Genomic DNA, 26,362 nt, shown 5'->3' with positions numbered 1-26,362 from the left:
ATTGTTTTGGTATCGTTCACGGTATCGATATTACATTTCAGGATAGAACCTTTTTAAAAATAACTGAAGATTTAGGAGTGAAAATAATGACTAAAAAGTATGAACCAATAAATGCAAAGGTGACACATTTCCTACATGGAGCAGATTACAATCCTGATCAATGGTTAAAATATCCAGAGGTGTTAGAAGAGGATATCAGGCTTATGAAGCTAGCTGGATGCAACGTTATGTCTGTAGGCATATTCGCCTGGAGTACTTTAGAACCTGAAGAAGGTAAGTTTAATTTCGGTTGGTTAGATAAAGTTATAGAAAAGCTATACAAAAATGGAATATATACAATCTTAGCAACTCCAAGTGGTGCTAGGCCTGCCTGGATGTCGCAGAAATATCCAGAAGTTTTGAGGGTAGGACCAAATAGAGTGAGAAACCTTCACGGTAAGCGTCATAATCATTGTTATACATCTCCAGTCTACAGAGAAAAAGTCAACATAATAAACACAAAACTAGCAGAAAGATATTCGAATCATCCAGGAGTAATAGCTTGGCATGTGTCCAACGAATACGGTGGAGAATGTCACTGTGAACTGTGCCAAGAATCTTTTAGAAATTGGTTAAAAGAGAAATACAAAACCTTAGAAAATCTGAATGATGCCTGGTGGACGGCTTTTTGGAGTCATACCTATACTGATTGGTCACAGATAGAATCTCCCGCGCCTCATGGAGAAAACTTACTTCATGGATTAAATTTAGACTGGAAGAGATTTGTAACTCACCAAACCGTTGATTTCTTCAAACATGAGATAGAACCTCTCAAAAAGATAAATCCAAGCCTACCTGTGACAACCAACTTTATGGGAATATATGAGGGATTGGATTACTGGAAATTTGTTGACTATGTGGATGTAATTTCCTGGGACAATTATCCGATATGGCATAGTAATGATGATTATGATTTAGCCTGTGGAGTAAGTATGGTTCATGATTTGAATAGATCATTAAAAAACGGAAAACCTTTCATGCTTATGGAGAGTACTCCTAGTACCACTAATTGGCATGAAGTAAGTAAATTGAAAAAGCCAGGAATGCATCTATTATCTTCTATTCAAGCTGTAGCTCATGGTTCTGATACTGTTCAATATTTTCAGTGGAGAAAAAGTAGAGGGAGCAGTGAAAAATTCCATGGAGCTGTTGTAGATCATTGTGGGTATGAAAATACCAGAGTTTTCAACGATGTAAAAATCGTTGGTGAAACACTAAAAAGATTAGACGAAATAATAGGAACAACAGTAGATCCAGAAGTTGCTATTATTTTTGATTGGGAAAATAGGTGGGCGATGAAAGATGCCCAGGGCCCAAGAAACATAGGCATACATTACGAAGAAACTGTTAAGGAAAATTATAAACCTTTCTGGAAGAATGGTGTACCTGTTGATGTTATAAATATGGACTGTGATTTTTCAAAATACAAGTTATTAATAGCACCAATGCTTTATATGGTTAAACAAGGGGTAGGTGAAAAAATCAAAGAATTTGTAAAAAACGGTGGGACTTTTGTTGCTACATATTGGTCGGGAATAGTCAACGAGACAGATTTGTGTTTCTTAGGTGGATTTCCAGGTCCGTTGAGAGAGGTTCTTGGAATTTGGTCTGAGGAGATAGATGCACTTTACGATGGTGAGAGTAGACTCGTTTCTTTCGATAATCAAAATGAATTAGGGCTGAAAGGTGAGTATGAAGCAAAGGAACTATGTGATTTGATCCATTTAGAAGGAGCTAGATCTTTGGCAACCTACAAAGAGGACTTTTACAAAGGGAGGCCAGCTTTAACGGTCAATGATTTTTCAAAAGGGAAAGCATATTACATAGCCTCAAGAAATGAAGAGCAGTTTAATGATATGTTTTATGGGAAACTGATTGAAGAACTGGGATTGAAAAAGGTTGTTGATACAGAATTACCATACGGTATTACAGCCCAAATGAGAACTGATGGAGAGAACGACTATATTTTTGTGATGAACTTTACTCAAGAAGAAAAGGTTGTCGAACTTGATGAAAAGAAATATATCGACCTTCTGGAAGGTGAAACTTCAGATAGAAAACTAACTGTTCCGGGTTATGGGGTTAAGATTTTGAAAAGAACGAAATCTTGATATGTTTTTTGCTATGAAGGAGGTGATCTTTGAATAGCAGTACAAGTACTATGATTAAATATATCTAAAACATATGGGAGGTGTAGGTATGAAAAGATTTTTAAGCGTTTTAGTCCTTTTAGTTTTTATGGTGGGATTAGGTATAACGGCTAATGCCGCAGATTCAAGTGGCAAAATAACCATATGGTGTTGGGATCCTAATTTTAATGTGGCAATCATGGAAGAAGCAGCTGAAAGATACAGTAAAGCAAATCCAAATGTAGAGTTTGAAATTGTAAGTATGGCAAAAGCCGATGTTGAGCAAAAGTTGAACACAATATTGGCCTCTGGCGTAAAAAAAGGTCTTCCTGAAATTGTATTGATTGAAGATTATAACGCAAAGAAGTATTTGGAATCGTATCCTAAATCTTTTGCTGATTTAACAAGTTATTTTAACTGGGAAGAGTTCGCCGATTACAAACTCGGATTCATGACATTAAAAAACAAAGTCTATGGAATTCCATTCGATTCTGGTGTAACAGGATGGTTTTATAGAAGAGATTATTTTCAAGAAGCTGGAATAAACGTTCAAGATCTAAATGAAATTACAATGACTGAATTTATAGAATTAGGAAAAAAGGTTAAAGAAGAAACCGGGAAATATATGATTGGAGCCGATCCGTATGATGGAGGTTTAATGAGAATATTATTACAATCAGCTGGAACTTGGTATTTTGACGAAAACGGTGAACCAAACATAGCAAATAATCCAGCATTGTATGAAGCGGTTAGGATTTACAAAGAACTTTATGATTCAAAAATTGGAAAAGAAGTTTCTGGTTGGAATGAATGGGTAGCATCATTTAATGAAGGAGAAGTTGCCTCTGTTATTACTGGAGCATGGATAATTGGATCAATAAAAGCAGAAACCACTCAAGAAGGCAAATGGGGTGTCCTCCCAATTCCAAGATTGGATGTTCCTGGTTCTGTCAACGCCTCAAATCTTGGGGGATCTAGTTGGTATATACTTGAAAATTCTGAATACAAAGATTTAGCAATTGATTTCATGAAAGAAATATATGCTAACGATGTAGATTTTTATCAAAATATATTGTACGAACGAGGAGCTATAGGAACCTGGTTACCTGCTCAAACAGGTGAAGCTTATGTAAAACGAGATCCTTTCTTTGGTAACCAAAGAATATATTTGGATTTTTCAGAATGGATGACTATGATTCCTTCGATTGATTATGGTTTATTTACTTACGAAGCAGACGCAGCAATCATGGGAGTAATGCCAGATGTATACAATGGTAACTTAACAATTGAAGAAGCACTGAAAAAAGCTGAAGATCAATTTAAAAATGTAGTTGGATTTTTTTAATAATTAAGAAGGTCCTTCTGGACCTTCTTTTTGGTACGTTAGTATTCTCAATAACTAATTTACCAAAATATAATTTATTATCTAAAATTACTTTAAAAGAATGAACTAAGAAACTTAATTTGTATTTGTATTTTCCTAAAAAGTTTTTATTATCTGTTTGCAAACTGGAGGTCTCATTAATAATATTTTAGTTAGGAGGTTTATTAAGTGACTAAAACATTTGAAAAAAGAAGAAACAGATGGGGTTGGTTTTTTATAAGTATAGCTGTATTTTTTTTGGGTTTGTTTATTTTCTATCCCTTGATTTATTCTCTATATTTATCAACTTTTTCTTCAAGAGGTGTAATGAAAAATTTTGTTGGTTTTGGTAATTATCTAAGACTTTTTCAAGATAACTATTTCTTACAATCATTGAAAAACATTATTATAATCTTAATTATTCAAGTTCCTTTAATGTTATTTTTAGCCCTGATTTTTGCCTTTTTGCTTAATGATCCAAAGTTAAAATTTAAAAAAATTTTCAGAACGGCTCTTTTTTTACCAGCTGTTACTTCTCTTGTGGCATACAGTGTCGTTTTCAAAATGATGTTTTCTACTGAAGGCCTTATTAACAATGTTTTATTAAGCCTTAATATAATTAAAGAACCCATCAGATGGTTGTTAGACCCAGTTTGGGCAAAAATCACATTAATAATTGCCATGACTTGGCGTTGGACAGGGTATAATATGATGTTATATTTAGCGGGACTTCAAAATATACCTCAAGAAATATATGAAGCCGCTGAAATAGATGGAGCGAGTAAAATTACCCAGTTTTTTAGAATTACCATTCCTTTGTTGAAACCTATAATTCTTTTTACTACTATTTTATCAACAATAGGAACCTTACAACTCTTTGATGAACCGATGATGTTAGCTTCAGGGGTGACAACGGGTTCAAGCGTTGGTCCTGGTAATTCTTTGCTTACACCATCAGTTTATATCTATAACGTAAGTTTTAAGTATGTTCCGAATTTTGGATATGCCTCTGCAATTTCGTGGGTTATAGTTCTAATAGCTGTAATTTTAACTTTGATGCAATTTAGAGTGGCAGGTGAGGAAAAATGAGTAGAAAAATCAGATACGCTTTAATATACTTGTTTTTAGCGATTGCGGCTTTTATTTCGGTGTTTCCTTTTTACTGGATGGTAGTTGGCAGCACAAATACATCTTTAGATGTCAATAAAGGAAAACTAACATTCGGAAATCAATTTTTCGTAAACATCCAAAATCTTATAACCAATTTTGATTTGGGTCGAGTTTTCTGGAACTCTATCCAAATATCTTTTTTCGTCGTTATTTTGTCTGTTGTTGCGTCTTCTATGGCAGGTTACGGGTTTGAAATGTATAAATCAAAAGGAATGAAATATATTTATGGTGGGACTTTGTTAACATTGATGGTTCCTTTTGCCGCTTTGATGGTTCCTGTTTTCAGGTTGATGACATATTTGAATTTAATAGATTCGCTTTGGGGAGTTATTTTGCCAATGATCCCATCAGTGTTTTTAATCTTTTTTTTCAAACAAAATTTTCAAACATATCCGAGGGAAATTATCATGGCGGCACGTGTTGATGGAGCAAGTGAATTAAGAATTTTTTTCTCCATAGTAATGCCTTCAATGAAAGCTACATATGCAGCCGCAGCAATTTATTCCTTTTTAACAAGTTGGAACGCATATCTACAGCCTTTAGTTATTATTCAAAGCCAAGAAAAGCGTACTATGGCTTTATTTATAGCTAATTTAGCCTCAGGTTACCAGCCTGATTTTGGTTTGGTTATGACAGCAGTAGTGGTTGCAACGGTACCAGCCCTAATTCTATTTTTTATGCTTCAGAGGTATTTTGTCCAAGGTGTTTTAGGTTCTGTAAAACAATAAGAATTTTATTTCGAAAAGTTAATTCAAATGTGGGAAAAAGTTCCCCACTTTCTTTCAAGAGTTTATTTTAGCAACTAGTAAATGCCTGTCACAAATTAAAAATCCGGGTTAATGCATTTTTTGAAGTTTATATAATGTGTGAATGTGATAAAATTAAAGGTATTAGGAAGCGAAAATTATTGGGGGGAAGCAGAAAGTTGAATTCTGTAAAAAAACGAAATCAAAAAACTTATTAAGGTGGTAATTAAATGCCTATAAATTTTGATAAAGAAACGAAGAGATGGCTTTTGGAAACAGAAAATATGGGTTACGTTTTTGGATTAGATGATCAAGGAAAAATTAAAAATTTGTACTGGGGATCAAAGTTGCCAAGGGTTCAAGACTACCCAGAAGTTAAAGATCTAATTTTAATGGACAGATACACGTGGAACGATGAGTTTTCTGTAAGAGGAGAAAAGAACAATGTAGAGCATTGTTTGAAAGTTGAGTATTGCGATGGTGTTAGGGATGTTGTGTTGAATTACAAAAGTTTTGAAGTGAGTGGTAATGATCTAGTAATCAGGTTAAGCGATGATCATTATAATTTGAGCGTAAATCTTTTCTACAAGGTGATAGAGAAGTACGATATCATAGAAAGATGGGTTGAAATCGAAAATAATTCTAATCAAGAAATAAAGATAGAAGATATGAAATCTGTCTCGTTGTATGTTGAAAATGATGAAAAAGCAAAATTAAATTATCTTACAGGTATGTGGGGGAGTGAATTTCATTTAAGAAGGGAAGAAATAAACGAGGGAAGCAAAGTTTTGGAGAGTAGGGTTGGGAAAACAAGCGCCTATCTAAATCCTTTTTTTGCGATCGATTACTCTGCTGATGAAGATCATGGAAAGGTATATTTTGGTGAATTAGCCTGGAGTGGTAATTGGAAGATAGTAGTGCAAAAACGTATATACGAAAGAATAGCTATAATCGGAGGTATAAACGACTGGGATTTTAGTTATATATTAGAACCCTCAGAAAAGCTTACTGCTCCTAAATTCGTGTTTGGTTTTTCAGACGAGGGTTTTACAAAGGCTAGCCAGAATATACATCATTACCAGCTCGATTATATACTGCCAAAAGATAAAGCACACATATTAAGGAAGGTTTTATACAATTCTTGGGAAGCAACGACGTTCAATGTGAACGAAGAAAATCAAAAAATATTGGCTGAAAAGGCTGCAAAGATTGGTGTGGAACTTTTTGTTATAGACGATGGATGGTTTGGGAAAAGAAACGACGATCATGCTGGGTTAGGTGATTGGTATGTGAACAAAGAAAAATTCCCAAATGGTTTGCAACCTTTGATAAGCTATGTTAAGTCCTTGGGAATGGATTTTGGTATATGGGTAGAACCAGAGATGGTTAATCCTGACAGTGAATTGTATAGAAAACACCCTGACTGGGTTATTAGTTTTCCAAATAGGCCAAAGTCGCTTGAACGAAATCAATTGATGCTTAATTTGGCACGAGAAGATGTGAAAAAGTTCATCGTAGATTTCATGGATAATCTTTTAACACAGAACGATATAGATTTCGTTAAATGGGATATGAACAGACATGTTTTTGAGTCAGGATGGATGCAAGTGGAACCGAGAAAACAAAGAGAAATATGGGTTAAATACGTGTGGAACTTATACGAGATTTTGAAATATTTGAGAGAAAAGCATCCCCAAGTTACTTTTGAAAACTGCTCCAGCGGTGGTGGAAGAGTTGATATAGGCTTAATGCAATATTCGGATCAAGTATGGACAAGCGACAACACAGACCCATTTGACAGGTTAGAAATCCAAGAGGGTTTTTCTTATGCATACGCACCGAAAATAATGATGGGGTGGGTAACTGACTGGGGAGGAAAAGATACTTATCCTTTGGCATACAGATTTCATTCATCAATGATGGGATCTTTGGGAATCGGTGCGGATTTAAATAAATTCTCTGAAAAAGATTTCGATTTGGCAAGGCATCAAGTTCAGTTGTATAAAGAGATAAGACAGATAGTACAAGAAGGCTATCAATTCAGGCTTTCTTCTGTTATAAATGAAAGATATTTTGCGGTGGAATATTTGAGTAAAAACAAAGATGAAGGTGTTTTGATATATTTAAGGAATCCAAGAAGGTTTGGTTTGTTTGATAGGGTGGATGTCAAACTAAAAGGTTTGGAAAACGATGCTGTATACACTGTTTATGAAGGACTTCAGGGTGAAGAAAAAGAGATAATTAAATTATCTGGAAAGGCATTGAAAGAAAGGGGAATTATAATAGAGGATTCCTCTAAAGATTTCTTCGAAACTGGAAAAGCAACTCATTTTTATAGCAGAATATTGAGGTTTAGAAAGAGAGATTAATAATTCGTCAAGATATTAAAATAAAATAAAAAGATGGGGCATCTATTAAATTACCCCATCTTTTTATTTAAAAAATTTCATTTATGGTGGCGGCGAAGAGATTCGAACTCTTGACACTACGGGTATGAACCGTATGCTCTAGCCAACTGAGCTACGCCGCCATATAACAAATGGTAGCGGGGGTAGGATTTGAACCTACGGCCTTCGGGTTATGAGCCCGACGAGCTACCAGACTGCTCCACCCCGCACCAAGTAATGTAGTATAATTAAGTTAAATGGTGCCGAGAGTCGGACTCGAACCGACACGGGTATTCCTACCCAGCGGATTTTAAGTCCGCAGCGTCTACCAATTCCGCCATCTCGGCATTAATTCCAAAGATAAGTCTATCATAAAAAGTAAAGTTTGTCAATACCTCATCGACCATTTTAATTTTCTAAAAAATTATATTATAATTGAATGAGTATTTAAAAAATCAAAGGAGTGATTTGGGGATGACAATTAAAGGATTTAGAAAATTGTTTGTATTGATATTTTGTCTATCGATTTCTTTATCGATTTTTTCTTCTTCTGTTTATACACCACCAAAAGACCTTTATCAGGTAGAAACAGAGAATTACAGGTTTGTTTTTGAGAAGGATCTTTATTATTTTTACGAAGAAATAGTCGATACCGCTGAAGAGTTGTATGCAAAGTATACTTATTTTTATGATTCAAATCCTGGTAAAATCACGGTTTATATTTTAGACGATGTTGATTTTACAAACTCTTTTGCTTCCACAGGTACAAATGTGATAAGACTTTACGTTAATCCTCCAGAGGATTTTTTAGCGTTGGGGGGAAATGTAGAAGATTGGGGTAAATTTGTTTTTTCTCATGAGTTGAATCACATTTTTTATGGAAATGATGTTAGAGATCCTTTTATATATTGGATTCCCAGTAAATTGATTAAAAATACGCTTAACATGTATCATCAGCCGAGCTATTTGCATGAGGGTCTTTCTATTTACATGGAAAGTAAAGAGTTTGGGGGAAGATTTGAAGACGATCTCTTTAATATGTATCTAAGATCTGAGATATTGAGTAACAACTTCCCGAGATATTATTTGGGATCAGGTTCTTCAATCGATATATGGAGTCCTGCTGGTTTTAACTATATGTATGGAACAATTTTGGTGAAAGAAATAGTGAATAATTACGGAGAGGGTGCACTTAGAGAGATAATAAGGGTCTTAAATACAAACGCTTTTAGCAATTTGGATGAAGCGTTTTATTGGGTAACAGGGGATAGTTGGACCAGATTTTTAGCGGATATTAAGCAAAAATATCTTAATGAATACGATCGATTAAATGAAAAAGGTTACAAATTATCTTGGTTAAAAATCGATGACACTTATCAAAATACAGGGAATCTTAGAACAGACGGAGTTTCTCTTTACGGATATTTGGTTATGCCCGCTCAACCAAAGGGTATATACAAGGATAACGAGTTAATTAAAAAGGCAGTAAGTTCATTCGATGTAAATTCAAGAGGTGACCTTCTGTACTTAGTGACTACCTACAATATGGGATATTACACAAACAAATTGTATTATGATTGTGATTGCCCAAACGGTGAAAGGCTAATAGATGAAAGGGTTAAAGCTTTTGGTTTTGTGGGAAACGATAAGATAGCTTATTCAAAATTAGACAAAGGCTTGACTGCTTTGTATTTGTACGATTTAAATACTAACGAAGCAAAAAAGTTAATAGATTTTGGTAAATATGTTTTTAACGATATTGTGGGAAAAGAAGATATAATATATTTTTCCGCTAATTACAATAACCAAACGGATATCTATTCATATGATCTATCATCAGAAAAGATTTATAAAATTACCGATGATGAAGTTAAAGAACTTGGGTTATTTATCGATAATGATTTTATATATTATTCAGCTAATTACGAAGATGGGATATACAATATTTATAGGTTAAACACAAATAGCAGGGCAATTGAACGCTTGACAAATTATTTAAGCGGTGGTTTTGAACCAGTAGTTTTGAAAGATAGATTGTACCATTTAGTTTACGATCATGAGGGATACCATTTGAGTTATTTAGATTTAGAAAATGCAGTTAAAGAAAGTTTTGTTTTGCAAAGCACGTTTGAACAAGTTGAGTTTGAGAGTTATGAAATATATTATCCTGAAGATGTTGAAGTAAAAGAATACACCTTTGAAAATCCTTATATAGTACCCTTTCCAATTTTAGCCGTTGATACAGATGAGAATATTTTATATGGAGCGGGTGCATTTTTCATCAGCGAGGCTATGAACTACATAGGGTTTGTAGATGTGTATTCATATGGAAACGAAGTTTATGGAGATTTATCCTTGACCTTTGATTATTTTACAACTAACAGCATAACTCTGAGCTTGATAGAAGAAGATATTCTAACAAGTTTTTATATTTCCAATAGTTCCCTTTGGTATTTAGGAAATACGATAAATACATACCTGGGAGGTGGAGGTTTATTTAAAAACACAACTTTTGAATCGTATGTCTTAGATTCTGTTTTTCAAATAGGTCCTTACACTGTTAACAATTACAATATTTATGAAATGGGGTTAGGAATCACGTATGATTCAATTTCTGGTATAAAAGCAAATTTAGATAAGCCTTTTGTTGTGTTTGATACGAAGATTAATCCTTACATTGGGTATGAGGATGAATCTATATACGCTGGAAGTAAGTTAGAAAAGATACTATGGAGGCCATATATATCCTTCGAATCTGGAAAGTATAGGTTCGATGGAATAAAGGCAGGAGGAGATATCAAGTATGATTTTGGACAAGAAGAATTTGATTATCTCGCTTACGTTCAATTTGATCTGAGTATCTTATATTGGTTGAACGTACCATTGCAAATAAACAGCGATATGTTCAAACCAAAATAAATAAGTTAATTACTTTTTGCTTTTCCAAAATTTTCTGAGCATTTCCCTATTTACGACGAACATAACAGCCGTGAATAGCCAGGTAAACCCTAAAGACATAGACATCGTCAAACTAAATTCTTTTAAGAGTTCTCCTCTAGAAAATTGAAAACTCAAGAAAGAGAGCGTTGTTGTAGAAAGTGAAAACGTGATAGATTTTAATATATTCCAAAAGTTTGTCTTATTATTGCTGAATGTATGGTATAGATGTAGGAATCCATCTATACCTATACCAAAGATTAACGGAAAAGTTAGAACGGTTACGAAAGTGGCCCGTATTCCTATTAAATATGACACACCAAAAGTCGCCAATACGGAAATTATCAGGCTAAGCATAGCTTCAGATGGTTGAACAATATTTTTTCTTACAATAGCAGTTATACCCCATATGGAGATGAAAGATAAAAATAATGGTATATAAAATCTCTGTCTGATCATCTCCATTATTTTATATGTGGCTTTTGGTAAGCCTAGAATGTTTTCTCCCTTTTCCCCCAATGCGTCAAAGAAAATTTTTATTCCATTGTTACTCCAAAGGCTGAACTTGGGAGTCACTTCTAAAAGAAGATATTTTTGACCATCCTTCTCTATTAAAAAATTACCTCTGAGATCCTCAGGGAAAATATCCATTATGTTCAAAGTAAAATGGTAAAGGTCAGAAGAGCGTGCTGCGGCATCTATCAGTTTTAGACTGTCAGAATATAGATTATACTTTTTTAAGATAGATATCATTATTGGATTGTTTATAACTTGAGATAAACCTTCAAGTTGCGTTTTTATCTTAGAAAATTCTCCAAGATTTTCTTGAATTATGTCTGGCAAACTGTTGACAGATTCCACAACCCCCGTATCTAATAATTCTTTTTTGACTGTTTCAATATCTTCATCAACTCTCATTAGATATTGCAACGTATCAAAGGAAATATTTCCAAAATGTTCTAAAATTTGTTCTCCAACCTTTACAGATTCTGAATTGGAAGAGATTAGCCCTGGAGGCGTATACGAAAAATTAGTGTAATTAATTAGGCCCAAAACGCTTAAAATCGAAACCGCTGGAACTACTACAATAAAGATCGTTTTTGAGTTTTTTGATATGAAGTGAGGGAATTTTTTAAAAGCATTGTCTATTTTGGACGTAAAAGGGGAAACTTTTATTTTTACTTTTAAAGCGTAAATTAATGTTGGGACAAAAAAAATCATTATAAAGAAAAAAACCAATAAACCCATTGAGCTAACTATTGCTAACTCGTTAAAAGCAGGTAATCCCATGAAAAAAAGCGTTAAGAAAACTATGATAGTAGTTATCATTCCAAAAAAGAGAGGTAAAAGAAGTCCTTTGTAAGTAGAAGCCAATGCTGTAGTGAAGTCACCGTTATCCTCAATTTCTTTTGAAAATCTCGTCATCACATGAATTCCATAGGCTATTCCCAAGCCTAGAGTTATTGCCATGACAAAAGACGTCACTATATTCAATTCTCCAAAAGTTAACGTGATGAGCCCCATCGTTAAAAGTGTAGATACTATTAATCCTAAAAGTACAATCATAGAAGAAGTGAAATTACCAAATGCGAAAGCGAATAAAATAGTGATGAATATAATCGATAAGGTTGTTGTTAATCTAAAATCTTCCATGACCGTACGATTAGATTCGTATTCTGTGACGTAAGAATTAGTCAAACCTGTTTTTATGTTGAAAGTCTTTTCGATATCAGTCAAAATTGAATCCACTTTTGGAACAATGTAGTTGACATAATCTAAATCAGAGGAAGGTTTGGTGAAAGTAAGTCCCATAATCATAACTTTTCCATCTGGGGATAAAGTGTAGTAGGAACTTATTAAATCAGTATTTCCATCAGTTTGGAGAATATTTTCTAAACCATAAATATCTTCCAAAAAACTATCCAATTTTTCAAATAATTCAAAATTGTAAGTGAAATTTGTACTTAATAAACTGCCGAAATTTTGTAAGTTCTCATACATTGTGTATATCAAATCCGTTTGGCTTAAGTTTATGATGCCATATGAAAAAAGGAAGGATAGATCCGTTTGAACAAAACTCAAAAAGGTAGGTTCATTTAGTATCAAATCGTGAAAGGTTTCTGCAATTTGTGAAGGTTGGACACTATCGTTGATAAAAAATGCAGTAACCATAATATCTGAGCCTTCAAGAAATGATTGTTCTTCAAGAAGTTCAACAACAACTTCTGAGTCTTGAGGGAGTATTTTCAACAAATCTGAGTTCACTCTCAATTTCGTTGAAAAAAAACCAAAGATAATAGTAAAGACAAAAACTACGGCTATTATGTAATAAGCATTTCGGGTGATAAAATTAGCAAGTTCTAAAAAGAAGTCTTTTTTTTCTCTCACAATAACCACCATACCAGAAAAATATCAAGGGCAAAGCCTAAAATTAAAGAATAATAATTTTTCTTTTTTAAATCTATATAAAATCTTAAAATGATTACCCATAAAACAGAGAAATAGAGAAAAGGCTTTCCTAATAAACCTAAGGTAATAGGAGAAACGGAAGAAATGTATGCATATAGTAAATTAGAATCAGAAGAAAAAAGCATCCTTATCCCCGAACTTAAATAAGAAAAAAGCAGAATAAAAATTAGCAATTTAAGTTTGGAAACGTCAAAACGTCCCACTTCAAATAGTTGCATATTTCTCAAAAATATCGGAGAAAAAAGGTAAAATAATGTTATAAGAAATGGAATAAAAAAAGATTTTTTTGTTACATTGAAAATATTTTTTGGGTTTATAAGGGAATTGAAAAAATCTAAAAATATATTTGGCATTTTTTCATCCTTCAAAGACAAGAACTGAAACATTAGGTTCAATATCTATATTTTCCTGTCTAAAAACATCCAGCAGAGGGTTCACTGCGGGATTGTTAAGTAAATCCTCATCTACGATAACCCCACCATATTCGTTCAATGAATTCAAAATATCCCTATTGAAAGAATACGATCTATAATCCTGTTGTGTGAATAAGTTATACCTGGATTTCATTATGTTTATTGTGTTATCATCAAATTTTTCAAGGTTCAAAACATATATCTTTGGAGTTAATTCTAAGTATAAATTATCTGTTATAAGTTGATAGTAGCCTAAAGTTAAACCATATAATTCGTAGTCGTTTCTTGATTCTTTGTATCTAACCCCAGTGGAGATAATCAAACTTCTGAAATCATCGTAAGCATTTTTAGTAACAGGTTTAATAGTTAGTTTGTTGTTTCTAAAATCAAATTTTAAAGTTCCTACGAAAACCCCATCATCCATTATATTACGAGTGATGATCGAAAGGTTGTTCACATCATTTAATTGATCATTTAAAAAAGAAATATCATAATTGACATTTTTTACTGTAAATTTGGGAGATTTTTCTATATTATAATTGGTACTTTCTATTCGACCCATTGAGAGATATAAACCAATTGACAAAGAAAAGAATAATAAAAAAATAGATATAACCCATCCATAAAAACGCAACTTAGTTACCTCCAGTTAAAAAGTCCAATGCAGTTTTCAGTTGCAAATCTTCTTCAATATTTAGAACAGGTTTTTCTGTTGTCGTGTAGAAAGCTTGAGTTGCTTCTTCTTCAGATATTTCTGTCATAGAGATGACTTCCCTTTCTGGATTACTTACCTCTATATCAGGTTTTATCCCTTTTAAATGAATATCTGATCCACTTGGAGTGAAGTAATGAGCTATAGGTAACCAAATTTCTCCTCCCGTGGATAAGCTAAATGTGTTCTGTACTGCCGCTTTTCCATACGTTGTTTCTCCAATGACGGTCGCTACACCATTATCTTTAAGGGCCCCAGTTAAGATCTCTGAAGCGGATGCCGAACCTTCATTAACCAACAAAACAATAGGGATATTATGTAAAAAACTATAATAATTACCGGGAATAGTTGGAATTGTTTCTTTTGTGCCATCAAAATATTTAACACTAACTACTTCCCCGCTTTTTAAAAACATTGAAGTAATATCAACAGCTGATTGTAAAAGGCCACCCGGGTTATTTCTTAAATCGATAATTAATCCCTCTATGTTCTGACTTGATAAATTATTTAAAGCTTCACTCATTTCTTGAGAGCTAGTTTTAGCAAAATTGGTGAGTAATATGTAGCCTAAATTTTTATTTTGGTATTCTATCGTATCGAATTTTACAGTCTTAGTTTCTATTATTTCTCTTATCAATGTTACATTCTTTGGTTCATCCCATGAGTCACGGTATATTTCCAGGGTAACTTCCGTTCCGGGTTCGCCCCTCATTAACGAAGCTGATTTGTTAAGGCCGAGTTCGGATGTAGGGGTACCATCAACCGATAAAATGTAATCGTTAGGCATTAATCCTGCTCTTTGTGCAGGAGTTCCATTCATAGGTGAAACGATAATAACTGCATCCATTTCATAATCGTATCTAATAGTTAAGCCTACCCCACCGTATTTGCCTTCTATGTCTATTTGACTTTCTTCTGTCTCAACGGAATCCAGATACCAGGCAAAAGGATCCTCAAGTCCTTTCATCATACCTTCAATTGCAGAATCTACTATTTTGTCATAATCAACATTGCCTTTTTCATAATAATAATTGACTATGTAGTATAGCGTTGAGTAAATAGGTTCTTCGAACTTATCTAAATAGATTTGTGTTACAGAATCCATTTGATAACTGTTAGAAACAGAGTCTGCAAAAATCCAAGAAGTAATAAATAAACCAAAAATTATTATTACAGATAGCAATTTTTTCTTTTTTTTACTCATCTAAGTCTCTCCTTGATAAAAATTTTTATATGGTCCACAATCATATTTCTCTAAATTTGGATAAAACTTGTATTAATTCGTCTAACATCTTTTCATTTCCAGATTCTTCATACTCTAATATACAACTTTTCGTGTAACCTTTCATTATTTCTTCAGCGGTTTTATTTAAAGCTCCTTTCACTGCAGATAACTGGGTCAATATATCTGCACATCTCCTCTCTTCTTCCAACATTTTTTGAAGGCCCCTAACCTGACCTTCTATTCTTTTTAAACGCCTGATTAAATTATCTTTGTCGTAGTTTGAAGACATGTATACACCTCTCAAAATTAAGATGTCTATAATTATTTAGGCATAAGAAACAAAAAGATTCGTTTCTTTTACATCTTTATCTTTCAAAACGTAGTCATTAAGCTCCTCTATATCCATTTCCATCATTTTTTTGAACTCTTTTCCAGAAATATTCTCTTTATTGTACAGATAAATAGCTAAAAGGTCAAGTCGTTTTCTATTTTCTGACAGTAAGTTCTTAGCTTTTTCATAACTGCTAAGAATAAAATTCTTGATTTCTGAATCAATTTCTTTGGCAGTCTCTTGGGAAAAATTCTTCATTCGAGTTATTTCTCTTCCTAAAAATATTTCTCCTTCTTCTTCCCCCCATGCAATGGGTCCGATCTTTTCACTCATACCTAATTGGGCAACCATTTCCCTTACTAGCTCGGTGGCTCTTTTTAAATCGTTTCCAGCTCCTGTCGTGATTTCGTTGAATACAATTTCTTCAGCAGCTCTTCCACCTAACATACCGACTATTTTATCCTTTATTTCTGGTTCTGTGATTAAAAATCTATCTTCAGTCGGAAGTTGCATCGTGTAACCTAAAGCCGCTTGTCCGCGAGGAACTATAGTGATTTTGTGAACAGGATCCGCATAAGGTAAAAGATAACCTAATAAAGCATGGCCCAATTCGTGATAGGTAATAACTTTCTTCTCTTTTGGTGTTATCTTGCGTGATTTACGAGCAGGGCCAACGATCACCCTTTCTATTGCCTCTTGGAAATCATCGTTAGTTATGTGATCTCTGCTGTCTCTCGCTGCTAGTAAAGCTGCTTCATTTACCATATTTTCTAAATCAGCTCCGACAAAACCAGGGGTACTTTGAGCCAAACTTTTAACGTCTATATCGTCTGCGATTTTTTTCCCCCTTAGATGAATCTTTATAATTTCTTCTCTAGCTCTCAAATCAGGTACATCTAAGAATATTTTTTTGTCGAACCTGCCCGGTCTTAAGAGTGCTTTATCTAAGATGTCTGGTCTATTTGTTGCAGCCATTACTACTATGCCTTCTCGGGGGTCAAAGCCGTCCATTTCAACCAGCAAAGCGTTCAAAGTTTGTTCCCTTTCATCATGACCTCCACCCAAGCCTGTTCCTCTTTGCCTTCCAACGGCATCCAGTTCGTCGATGAAAATTATTGAGGGGCTGTTCTCTCTTGCTTCTTTAAAAAGGTCTCGGACTCTAGCTGCTCCCACACCTACAAATAATTCTACGAAATCGGAACCCGACATAAAATAAAACGGCACGTCAGCCTCCCCTGCAACAGCTCTAGCTACCAAAGTTTTTCCTGTACCCGGAGGTCCTGACAAGAGAACACCTTTAGGCATTTTTGCCCCCAATGCACTAAAGTTTTTAGGATCTTTTAGAAAATTAACTATATCTTCTAACTCTTCCTTAACTTCGTCGATTCCAGCCACGTCGTTGAAAGTAATTTTGTTTCTTTTAGAATCGTATCTTCTGGCAGGGTTTCTCCTGTAATTGGCTCCTGGTATTCCTTCTCCAGTTCCAGATCTTCTGAACATCCAAAACCAAAAAAACATTAGTATTATTAATGGCAACATATAGATAAGCATAGTAACCCACCAACTTGCCCCGGTGTTTTGAATATACTCGACCTTAATGCCATCATTTGCCAATGCCCTTACGTAAGCCTGATCCATAAGCAAAGTTGGGGCGTAAACCTGAAAAAGTTGGCCATTTTTGGCTTTTGCTTGGATTAAACCACTTGTGTCGATCTGCAAACTTATAATTGTGTCTTGATTTATCAAATTCACTAGATCGGTGTAACTTATTTCAGTTATGTTCGAGGTATTCAATTGAGAAATACTCATAAAGATAAGCATAGCTAGAATAAAATATATAAACAATGGTCCAATTAGGGACCCTCTTCTGTTTTGATTGTTATTCATAAAAGCCTCCTTATAAATAAAATTTTATTTCACTTATATTTTATAATAATATTATAACATTTGCAAATGTTATAAAAAATTTCTTTTTACCAGAATTTGAAGAGATAAATTGTTAACAATTAGAGATTGTTAAAAAATATATTGTATTGGGGGAAAATGGATTTTTTAAGCTATATTTAAGTGAAAGATTTTATACTAGAAGTATATTTGTGAATTTATTATTTTAAAAAATAACGATAAAAGGAACAAATCGTTTCACTCTTCCTTATGGGTGGGGAGCGGGGCGAAGGGGCGCTAATAAAAGTTTTAGAGTTTTTAAAAAATATTACAAAAAACAACCAAAGGAGGAAAAAAGATGAAGAAAGTAGTATTGATAGCATTTACACTGATTTTAGTGACGGGGATGTTTTCAGCAGGTTTAACAGAGGTATTTGATACAGCCAAAGCAAGTAGTACCATATACAAAACTGCGCAGCTCGATCTCGAAAAAACTAACCTTGACTACAACAAAACTAAGATAGAGGCAACAAACAGAAAGTTAGAATTAAGTGGGGAATTAAGTTATTACTCAGGTCTTTCAAACTACAATAATTCTATGAAAGATTACTATGGTGACATAGTAGACAGAGTATTGGATGTTTACGTAGAAGAAATCAACGTAAAAACTGCAGAATTGCAATTAAAAAACGCCCAGATAACTTACGATAACAACGTTGAATTGTTTAACAACGGATTGATCTCAGAAGACGACCTTAAAAGTTCTGAACTCGATGTAAGCGATGCACAGAACAATTTGGAAAGCGCACAATTAAATTTAGAAACCGCTATAGACAACTTAAAAGAATTATACGAAGGAGATTATAACCAAATAGAAATAAACATTCCAACCTATGAAGGCATATTCGTAAGTGACGAGGAATATCTAAAAAACAACTATAATTTAAAAATGGCGCAAACAAACATAGAAATTTCACAATACGATCTCAGCAACTTACCTGCCAACGCATCATCTTACGATAAAAGAATAGCAGAGATAACCTACCAAAAAAATACCTTAACTTTGCAAGACACTCAAGATACATTGATCGAAGCACATAAAACAACAAAAAATAGTATAGAAACTCTTTACAAAAGTTTGAAAAACTCAGAAGAAAGAACGAACTTAGCTCAAAGCACATACAACGACACAATGGATAGATTCAACAGAGGGTTGGTATCTGAAATGGAATTAAACACTTCGAACATAAATTATCTAACATCACAAAGGAATTATTATGAAAATGTAAGAAATTACATAAAAGCATACATCAACTACATAATAGACACAGGAAGGAGCCTTGAGGAGGTAGGATTGTGAAAAAACTTATAGTTTTAGTAATAACCCTTCTCGTAGGAATCCTGAGCATATTTGGGATGACGTTCGAAGAGTTATACCACCAAAACTTAGAGAAAAGTTCAGCCTATACCCAAGCGGAGTTGAACTTAAGAAGCGCACAATTAGAGATGAATAAAATAGATAACTTCTTTGTTCCATATTTAGGAATATCTGTTGATACAATAGAAACAACGATAGATCCCTCTGGAACAGGAATAACCGTTGGTGGGTTGGTTTTTGATTTTAAAGAAGAAGAGGAAGGATATATAAAAAGTTACGTAATTTCTTTGGATGTAAACTTCTTAGAAGTATGGGGAGCAAAGGTAGGTGCCTCGTTTCCTTTTACTTTAAATACAGATGAATGGACGATAGACACTCCTCAAGCAACAGAGATAGCAATCTCCTTATCGCGTGATCTAACAATCATTGACAGGGCGGAAAGGTTGAAAACTGAAAGCAGTTACTACGATGCACTCTCTAAATACTACATGGTTCAAACGAATGAACTCATAACGACGATCGAAGATGTATTCACCAGACATTACAACGAAGAGATGATTCAAACGTATCAAGACGAAATAGAAATACTGAACCAACAATACAATTTATCAACCGATGAAGACGAAAAAGAAAGCTTAGAAAAACAGATACTAACCGCTCAAAAGAATTTAGAAACTTTAAGAGTAAGCAATGCGCCCTTAGAATACTTTGAATACACAGATGAACTATACGACCAAACAAAGGATACGGTAGAAAGAATAATAAACGATAATCAAAAGTATCCAACGAATATTGAAGAAAGGTTAGATTTAAAAGCGTTACAACTTCAAAAAGAGGCAACGGAAATAGAAAGTAACTTCTGGTTCATTCCTTACCTGCCTTTCAATACGGTAAGTGTGTCTATGAATCCATTTTTTGAAGAAGGAGAAAATTTGAATAATAATTTGAGTATAAGTGTGGGATTTCAACTAGCTATATTAGATAAAGGGGAAAGAAAGTTGGCGTCTGATACTATGAAAACAAACGTTGCCGCTTTGACATACGATGAAAGTATGTTAGAAGTGGAAAATGCGATAAGAAATTTGGAAACAACAAGAAAAACTTTGAATTATGACGTTAAAATAAAACAAATAGATTTAGAAAACACTATGGAAGATTACAATAAAAACAAAGAGTTAAATGATCAAGGATATATAACGAAAGAGAAATTAAAATTATCAGAAATATCGTTGAGAAGGGCACAATTAGCCAGTGAAAAGGTGGAAACCGACATTCTGACAAACGAATTAAGAATGATGCAGCAATACTATGTGGACATATGGGGTGATATAAATTGAAAAAAAGAGGAAAGATAACGATATGGACAATAGTGATAATAGCTATAGTCATGGTAGTAGGGATAATATTTTTCCCGAGGCAAAGTTCACTTACAAATTCTGAATCAAGTGGATTACCACCAGTATACTTAGAATATGAAGTGAAATCAGACGGTGTAGGAGATTCGATTGAAGTGGTGGGAAATATAACCGCTGAGATTGAATCCGTAATTCCAAAAGTTTCCGGAGAAATAGTCGAAGTATACGTAGAAAAAGGGGACGTGGTTGAAGAAGGTCAGATATTAGCTAAAATAGATGATCTTGACTATCAAATAGCATATTTGAATGCCTTAAATGATTACGAATCATCAACCAACGTAGGTGAACGGATGAAAGAAGTAAAGAGGTTACAGTTGGAAAAAGCAAAGAAGAATTTGGAAGAAACTGAAATAAAATCTCCTGTTTCAGGAATAGTAAACACTGTAAATATTTCAAAGGGAGATATGGTTGGGACAACATCCGCTATTTTGACGATAGTGGACAGAAGTACAATAAAAGTTGAAACTGCTGTTGATGAAATAGACTTCCCGCTTATAAATGAAGGCATGGACGCAACGATAAGAATAGATCCTTTGAATCTAGAAGAACCGGGCAAAATAACATGGATTAGTCCAACTACTCAAACGGATATGGGCGTAGTTGTTATACCCATTGAGATTGAATTTACACAAAATAATGCTCAAAATCTCTTAACTCCAGGAATAACGGCGGATGTCGAAATAGTTACCTTAAAATTGGAAAACACTGTGGCAGTACCTAAAGATGCCATTCACGAAGGGGCTAATGGAACAAAAATAGTATACAAAAAAACTTCAGAAGGTGGTATGGAACCTGTTCAAGTACAAACTGGGAAAGAATCGGATAGCATGATAGAAATAACCCAAGGTTTAAAACCGGGAGATAAGGTTTTGATATTGCCATCTCAAGAGGAAGCACAAAGAATAATGCAAAATTATGGTATTCCAATGGGGATACCCATGGCTCCAGGTACCGTACCACAAGGCCCTGGCGGAGGTACTGGAAGAGGTGGATTTTGATGGCGGTAATGGAACTGAAAGAGGTATGGAAGATATACGATGTAGGAGAAGTGAAAGTTGAGGCACTACGTGGTGTATCTTTTGGTGTTGAAGATGGCGAATATGCAATAATAATTGGACCTTCAGGAAGCGGTAAATCAACTTTGTTACAACTGCTTGGTTGTTTGGATAAACCTTCGAAAGGACAGATATACATCGAAAATGTGGAAGTGTCCAAAATGAAAGATAGAGAATTGGCAAGAGTAAGAAACAAAAAGATAGGATTTGTATTTCAAAGTTTCAATTTACTTCCAAAGTTGAGTGCATTAGAAAATGTTGAACTTCCTTTAATATATGCGGGTATGCCTCAGAAAAAAAGAAGGGAGATAGCAAAAGAGCAATTAGAGTTAGTAGGGCTAGGTGACAGAATAAATCATAGGCCAACTCAACTATCGGGTGGACAACAACAAAGAGTAGCAATAGCAAGGGCTTTAGCTAACGATCCAGCATTTCTTTTGGCGGATGAACCGACCGGGAATCTTGATACTAAAAGTGGAGAAGAAATTCTTCAAATATTTAGGAAGTTAAACGATATGGGTAAAACGTTAGTCGTTGTTACTCATGACTTAAAAATGTTGGATGAAGGTTCCAAAATAATAAGATTGTTGGATGGGAAGATCCAAGCGATTGAGGTGAACACAGTTGGAAATACTTAAAGAGACCTTTAGATCTTTGCGTTCTAACAAGTTGAGAACGTTTCTTTCAATGTTGGGAATAATAATAGGTGTTGGTGCGGTAATGACTATAATTGCCATAGGTGATGGGGCAAGGCAAGAAATAAACAATACCGTTTCTTCTCTTGGATCAAACATCATTATGGTTAACTCAACTGTGTATTCCAGATTTTCATCCCAGCCACTTGAATTTCAGGATGCTATTAACATTAAAAATATGGTTCCACAAGTAAAAGATGCCACGGGTGTTTTGAATTCAAATCTGACAGTAGAAAGTGGTGGTGAAACCACCTCTGGATCGGTATTTGGAGTTATGACTAGTTTTTTTGATATAATGAATTTAGAGGTTGCTTCTGGAAGAAGGTTAGAGGAAACTGATGAAGAAGAGTTAAATTCAGTTGCCGTTATAGGTTATAATATAGCTAATGAATTATTTGGTAGTCAAAATGTTGTTGGTGAACGAATCAATGTTATTCAAAGTGGAGATTCTGGTAGTAGAAAAGTTTCTTTTGAAATAGTTGGCGTTTTGGAAAAAACAGGCAGCAGATTGTTGTTTAACGTTGATGATATGATAATACTCCCACATAATGTAGCAGATTATAGGCTGTTTCATATGAATGGAAGAACGAGTTCTATTTTTGTATCAGCAGTGGATGAAAACTCTGCACAGTTGGCAACTATGGGGACCGATTTTTATCTTTATAGAAAATTTGGAGATTCTGATAAGTACAGTATATTAAGTCAAGATGCTATTTTAGAAGCTGTAAACCAAATAACTGGTATAATGAATGTGATACTTGTGGGAATAGCGGCAATTTCTTTAGTTGTAGGTGGAATAGGAATAATGAATATTATGCTCGTCACCGTTAAAGAAAGAACCAGAGAGATAGGTATAAAGATGGCTATTGGAGCCACAAGACATAGGATTTTGATGGAATTTTTAGTTGAGAGTATAGTTTTAACGGTCGTAGCTGGTATAATAGGTATGATATTAGGTGGGTTCCTTTCTGGTTTGATAGCATACTTTGGTAGAGCTTTTGGATTAACGGCGGTTATTACCTGGAAATCGATCGCTTTATCATTTGGGGTATCTGCAGGAATAGGTCTATTCTTTGGTATATACCCAGCAAATCAGGCATCAAAGTTGAGTCCAATAGAAGCGTTAAGATACGAGTAAAGAAGGTGTTTTATGTGGAAGATGTAAATTTTCCGAAAGCGTTTTTGTGGGGAGTAAACTCCCCTTTCTTTCCTCTTTTGGAAAATTCAAGGGAAGAAACGAAACAACGAATATTTGAAAATGCAGAAAAAGACTTAAGCGAACAATTATCCTTCTTGAAGAGTTTGAAAATTAACTCTTTTAGATTCAATTTAAATTGGGATTTGTTGTATCTTGATCCTTTTTATTCTTGCACCATGTATGATAATTTTATAGAACAACTACGTCAAAGGGAAATTGAACCTATAGTAAATCTCATCGACTTTGATGTTCTTTCGTACAATCAAAAAGAAATTATTGATACTATAGAAAACGAAGAAAATATCTCGAAATTTATAGAAATTATAGAAAAGATTGTCTCCTCTTTTAAATACAAGGTTCAATATTACATTATTTTGAATCATACAACCAAATACCTAAAAAGAAGATTTTTCAAAGGTACAGATGTTGATAAGACCGAATTAAATGAAACGGTTCAAAATCTTTTAAATTTTTACGATAAGAGTGTTCGTATTATAAAAAGTATTAACCCTTACGCTAAAGTATCGGTAAGTGAGGAATTCAATGTCGAGGAAGAAGAACAGTTAGATTTTGTTTTTTCTTTTATCGATGTAGTTGTTAAGGGGAAAAGCCCTTTTTTTGAAAACATGGCTTTTAAAAAGTCTGAAATAGATTTTATCGGGATAGATTTCAATGATTTAACTTCAAATTCAGAAGAATATACTTCTTTAATAAAAGAGCTTTCAAAAGAGAAGAATAACATTGATCTTGATGAAGTAATAAAAAGATTTTCTTCTAAATATTACCTGCCTTTTCTAATAACTGAGAATATATCAACTGTTGAGGACGATAGTTTAAAAAGCCGTTATTTAGTTAATAATTTATACAAGATTAATCAATCTTTGGAAAGTAATGTGAAAATTTTCGGATACATCTACAATTCCTTAAGTGATATTAAAATCAATAATCGTCTTTTAAAAACAGGTCTGTACAGAATAGACGATAAAAATAATTATATCAGTTTAAGAAACTTTGCAAAAGTCTATTCCAATATCATAGAAGATAATAGCATAAACGAAAGATACCTAAAATATATTGATTAGCTTATCGTAAAATTACAGATGCAGTAACTTGATTTCAAGGATACTATCATTCAATTCTATTTCTGCATATTCACCTTCGCAAAAAGCCCCTGGATTCAATATCAAAGTATCCTCTATTTCATATTTCTCTTGATAATGCGAGTGTCCAAAGACCATCAAATCGATCTTTTTATTAAAATATTTCAACAGTTTTTCAGGTATTGCACGACCAGTTTGATGACCGTGGATAAGACCTATTTTTTTGTCAAATAATTCTAAATACAATTTTTCGGGGAGTCGATTTTTTATATAAAAATCGTCCATATTTCCATACACAGCATGAAGTATGGGCTTTTGATTTTCTAAGTAATTCAGTACTTCGATATCCACGATGTCACCGAGTAAGAATATTTGATCATAAAGTCCAAAGTTTAATTTATCTAGGCTTTTCAAGTCTGATTTTATAGGAATATGTAGATCGCTAATTACAAGTATTTTCAAAGGTATCCACCTCCAAACGTTAAGGGGCAAGCCCCTTAAAAACCTCAAGTTCAAAATCAAAGTTTATTTAAAAAAATCTTTTTGCACAAGGCTGCAAAAGGGCAAGCTAAAATAGTTTCACTATGTTTATTTCATAAGGTGGTCTTATGACCATCTTTTCGGTAATTATCGCTGTAACTAATTCATTTGGAGTTACATCAAAAGCAGGGTTGTATACATTTACATCGTCTGTTACTAAACGAGTTTTGTGGCAAAATCTGACCTCATTATGGTTCCTTTCTTCGATGGGAATACCTTCCCCATTTTTTGTTTCTATGTCTATAGTAGAAAGTGGAGCAGCAACATAAAAAGGAATGCCGTGCCTTTTTGCAAGAACGGCTACAGAATACGTTCCAATTTTATTAGCAACATCCCCATTACGTGCGATTCTATCGGCTCCTACTATCACAGCATTTATTTTTCCTTGTTTCATTACCCAACCTGCCATGTTGTCTGTAATTAGTGTAGTTTTGATACCACTTTTAACCAATTCCCAAACCGTTAATCTAGCCCCTTGAAGGTATGGTCTGGTTTCATCTGCATAGACCTGGATATCTTTACCATTTTCTACTGCCGCTCTAATAACCCCTAAAGCGGTTCCATAATCAACAGTTGCTAATGCTCCTGCGTTGCAATGCGTCAAAACGGTGTCACCGTCGTTTAACAAAGCTTCTCCGTTCTTACCGATCTGTTTATTTATTTCAATATCTTCGTAGGCGATTTTCAGTGCTTCTTCTTCTAATATGGTGACAAGGTCATTTATTTCTTTTGTGGGAAGATTATCTTTTAAAAGTTTATCCATCCTGTTCAACGCCCAAAATAAGTTTACGGCAGTGGGGCGAGTTTTAGATAAACTGTTTTTTACTTCTTCTAATTTGTTTAAAAATAGATTTTTGTCAGAAAGATAGGAAAACTCTTTTGCCCCTAAAACAAAGCCAAATGCGGCGGTTGCTCCTATAGCGGGAGCTCCTCTTACAACCATCTCTTTTATTGAATTGGCAACATCCAAATAATTCTGACATTCTACATACTTTTCTTCTATAGGTAAATACCTCTGATCTATCAAAATGAGACTGTTACCTGTCCATTCCATTGTCATAGTTTTTATTTTTTCCATTTGTTGCCTCCTAAACATTTTGATTTTAAAATCTCTAAAGCTTCTTTCAGCGCCCCTTCGCCCCGCTCCCCACCCATAAGGAAGCTTAGAAGAATTAG

Annotated in this window: 20 protein-coding genes and 3 tRNA genes; 12 read left to right on the top strand and 11 right to left on the bottom strand. The window is 34.1% G+C overall.

What is annotated here, in order from left to right; translation table 11 throughout:
- Window positions 1-86 precede the first annotated feature (86 nt).
- From NAAC61_RS08940 to NAAC61_RS08920, 5 genes are all read left to right on the top strand, one after another.
- Window positions 87-2,150 carry a beta-galactosidase gene (locus NAAC61_RS08940; protein WP_012208656.1) on the top strand — a complete coding sequence of 688 codons (2,064 nt, stop codon included), beginning with the start codon at window positions 87-89 and terminating at the stop codon, window positions 2,148-2,150.
- 88 nt (window positions 2,151-2,238) lie between these two features.
- Window positions 2,239-3,513, top strand: coding sequence for an ABC transporter substrate-binding protein (locus NAAC61_RS08935; protein ID WP_202695817.1), 1,275 nt, complete (start codon window positions 2,239-2,241; stop codon window positions 3,511-3,513).
- A gap of 207 nt (window positions 3,514-3,720) precedes the next feature.
- A complete protein-coding gene (locus NAAC61_RS08930; protein WP_202695816.1) occupies window positions 3,721-4,620 on the top strand; it encodes an ABC transporter permease subunit in 900 nt (299 codons plus the stop codon).
- Window positions 4,617-5,429, top strand: coding sequence for a carbohydrate ABC transporter permease (locus NAAC61_RS08925; RefSeq protein ID WP_012208653.1), 813 nt, complete (start codon window positions 4,617-4,619; stop codon window positions 5,427-5,429). Before NAAC61_RS08930 ends, NAAC61_RS08925 begins: the two co-directional genes overlap by 4 nt.
- 248 nt (window positions 5,430-5,677) lie before the next feature.
- A complete protein-coding gene (locus NAAC61_RS08920; RefSeq protein WP_202695815.1) occupies window positions 5,678-7,816 on the top strand; it encodes an alpha-galactosidase in 2,139 nt (712 codons plus the stop codon).
- Between the two features lie 84 nt (window positions 7,817-7,900).
- Here NAAC61_RS08920 and NAAC61_RS08915 read toward each other — a convergent pair.
- The 3 genes from NAAC61_RS08915 to NAAC61_RS08905 all read right to left on the bottom strand — a co-directional run bounded on the left by NAAC61_RS08915 (window position 7,901) and on the right by NAAC61_RS08905 (window position 8,181).
- A tRNA-Met gene (locus NAAC61_RS08915) sits at window positions 7,901-7,977 on the bottom strand.
- A gap of 10 nt (window positions 7,978-7,987) precedes the next feature.
- Window positions 7,988-8,064 (bottom strand) — tRNA-Met (locus NAAC61_RS08910).
- Between the two features lie 28 nt (window positions 8,065-8,092).
- A tRNA-Leu gene (locus tag NAAC61_RS08905) sits at window positions 8,093-8,181 on the bottom strand.
- A gap of 127 nt (window positions 8,182-8,308) precedes the next feature.
- Between NAAC61_RS08905 and NAAC61_RS08900 the strand changes: the two genes are divergently transcribed.
- A complete protein-coding gene (locus tag NAAC61_RS08900) occupies window positions 8,309-10,753 on the top strand; it encodes a hypothetical protein (protein WP_202695814.1) in 2,445 nt (814 codons plus the stop codon).
- 9 nt (window positions 10,754-10,762) lie between these two features.
- Here the strand turns inward: NAAC61_RS08900 and NAAC61_RS08895 are convergent, their stop codons facing one another.
- The 6 genes from NAAC61_RS08895 to ftsH are packed head-to-tail and all read right to left on the bottom strand — an operon-like array spanning window position 10,763 to window position 17,808.
- Window positions 10,763-13,159, bottom strand: coding sequence for an MMPL family transporter (locus NAAC61_RS08895; protein ID WP_202695813.1), 2,397 nt, complete (start codon window positions 13,157-13,159; stop codon window positions 10,763-10,765).
- On the bottom strand, window positions 13,156-13,593 hold the full coding sequence (locus NAAC61_RS08890) for a hypothetical protein (RefSeq protein ID WP_202695812.1): 438 nt from the start codon (window positions 13,591-13,593) through the stop codon (window positions 13,156-13,158). Before NAAC61_RS08890 ends, NAAC61_RS08895 begins: the two co-directional genes overlap by 4 nt.
- Window positions 13,594-13,597: 4 nt before the next feature.
- On the bottom strand, window positions 13,598-14,287 hold the full coding sequence (locus NAAC61_RS08885) for a hypothetical protein (protein WP_202695811.1): 690 nt from the start codon (window positions 14,285-14,287) through the stop codon (window positions 13,598-13,600).
- Between the two features lies 1 nt (window position 14,288).
- Window positions 14,289-15,569: a S41 family peptidase gene (locus NAAC61_RS08880; protein ID WP_202695810.1), complete on the bottom strand. Its 1,281-nt coding sequence runs from the start codon at window positions 15,567-15,569 to the stop codon at window positions 14,289-14,291.
- A 40-nt stretch (window positions 15,570-15,609) separates the two neighbouring features.
- Entirely contained in the window at window positions 15,610-15,879 is a 270-nt protein-coding gene (locus NAAC61_RS08875) for a metal-sensitive transcriptional regulator (RefSeq protein WP_012208646.1), read from the bottom strand.
- 36 nt (window positions 15,880-15,915) lie between these two features.
- Window positions 15,916-17,808 carry an ATP-dependent zinc metalloprotease FtsH gene (ftsH, locus tag NAAC61_RS08870; protein WP_202695809.1) on the bottom strand — a complete coding sequence of 631 codons (1,893 nt, stop codon included), beginning with the start codon at window positions 17,806-17,808 and terminating at the stop codon, window positions 15,916-15,918.
- 355 nt (window positions 17,809-18,163) lie between these two features.
- On the opposite strand from ftsH, the gene NAAC61_RS08865 reads away from it, so the two are divergent.
- From NAAC61_RS08865 to NAAC61_RS08840, 6 genes are read left to right on the top strand one after another with little or no spacing between them, the layout of a single operon-like run.
- A complete protein-coding gene (locus tag NAAC61_RS08865; protein WP_202695808.1) occupies window positions 18,164-19,165 on the top strand; it encodes a TolC family protein in 1,002 nt (333 codons plus the stop codon).
- Window positions 19,162-20,520 (top strand): TolC family protein, encoded by a 1,359-nt coding sequence (locus NAAC61_RS11245; RefSeq protein WP_202695807.1) that lies wholly within the window; start codon window positions 19,162-19,164, stop codon window positions 20,518-20,520. Before NAAC61_RS08865 ends, NAAC61_RS11245 begins: the two co-directional genes overlap by 4 nt.
- A complete protein-coding gene (locus NAAC61_RS08855) occupies window positions 20,517-21,596 on the top strand; it encodes an efflux RND transporter periplasmic adaptor subunit (RefSeq protein WP_202695806.1) in 1,080 nt (359 codons plus the stop codon). Before NAAC61_RS11245 ends, NAAC61_RS08855 begins: the two co-directional genes overlap by 4 nt.
- Window positions 21,593-22,291, top strand: coding sequence for an ABC transporter ATP-binding protein (locus NAAC61_RS08850; protein ID WP_443146890.1), 699 nt, complete (start codon window positions 21,593-21,595; stop codon window positions 22,289-22,291). The genes NAAC61_RS08855 and NAAC61_RS08850 overlap by 4 nt, the downstream gene beginning before the upstream one ends.
- Window positions 22,278-23,486 carry an ABC transporter permease gene (locus NAAC61_RS08845; RefSeq protein ID WP_202695804.1) on the top strand — a complete coding sequence of 403 codons (1,209 nt, stop codon included), beginning with the start codon at window positions 22,278-22,280 and terminating at the stop codon, window positions 23,484-23,486. The genes NAAC61_RS08850 and NAAC61_RS08845 overlap by 14 nt, the downstream gene beginning before the upstream one ends.
- Before the next feature lie 14 nt (window positions 23,487-23,500).
- Complete coding sequence (locus NAAC61_RS08840) at window positions 23,501-24,628, top strand: family 1 glycosylhydrolase (RefSeq protein ID WP_202695803.1); 1,128 nt, start codon at window positions 23,501-23,503, stop codon at window positions 24,626-24,628.
- 12 nt (window positions 24,629-24,640) lie between these two features.
- Here NAAC61_RS08840 and NAAC61_RS08835 read toward each other — a convergent pair whose 3' ends face one another.
- Together NAAC61_RS08835 and mtnA are read right to left on the bottom strand one after the other, a co-directional pair.
- Complete coding sequence (locus NAAC61_RS08835; protein ID WP_158245216.1) at window positions 24,641-25,108, bottom strand: metallophosphoesterase family protein; 468 nt, start codon at window positions 25,106-25,108, stop codon at window positions 24,641-24,643.
- A 106-nt stretch (window positions 25,109-25,214) separates the two neighbouring features.
- Window positions 25,215-26,264, bottom strand: coding sequence for an S-methyl-5-thioribose-1-phosphate isomerase (gene mtnA, locus NAAC61_RS08830; RefSeq protein ID WP_202695802.1), 1,050 nt, complete (start codon window positions 26,262-26,264; stop codon window positions 25,215-25,217).
- Between the last annotated feature and the right edge of the window lie 98 nt (window positions 26,265-26,362).

This window comes from Petrotoga sp. 8T1HF07.NaAc.6.1 (assembly GCF_016772115.1).
Lineage (GTDB): Bacteria > Thermotogota > Thermotogae > Petrotogales > Petrotogaceae > Petrotoga > Petrotoga mobilis.
Note: the sequence above shows the minus strand (reverse complement) of the source record. Positions and strands in the feature narration are given on the sequence as shown.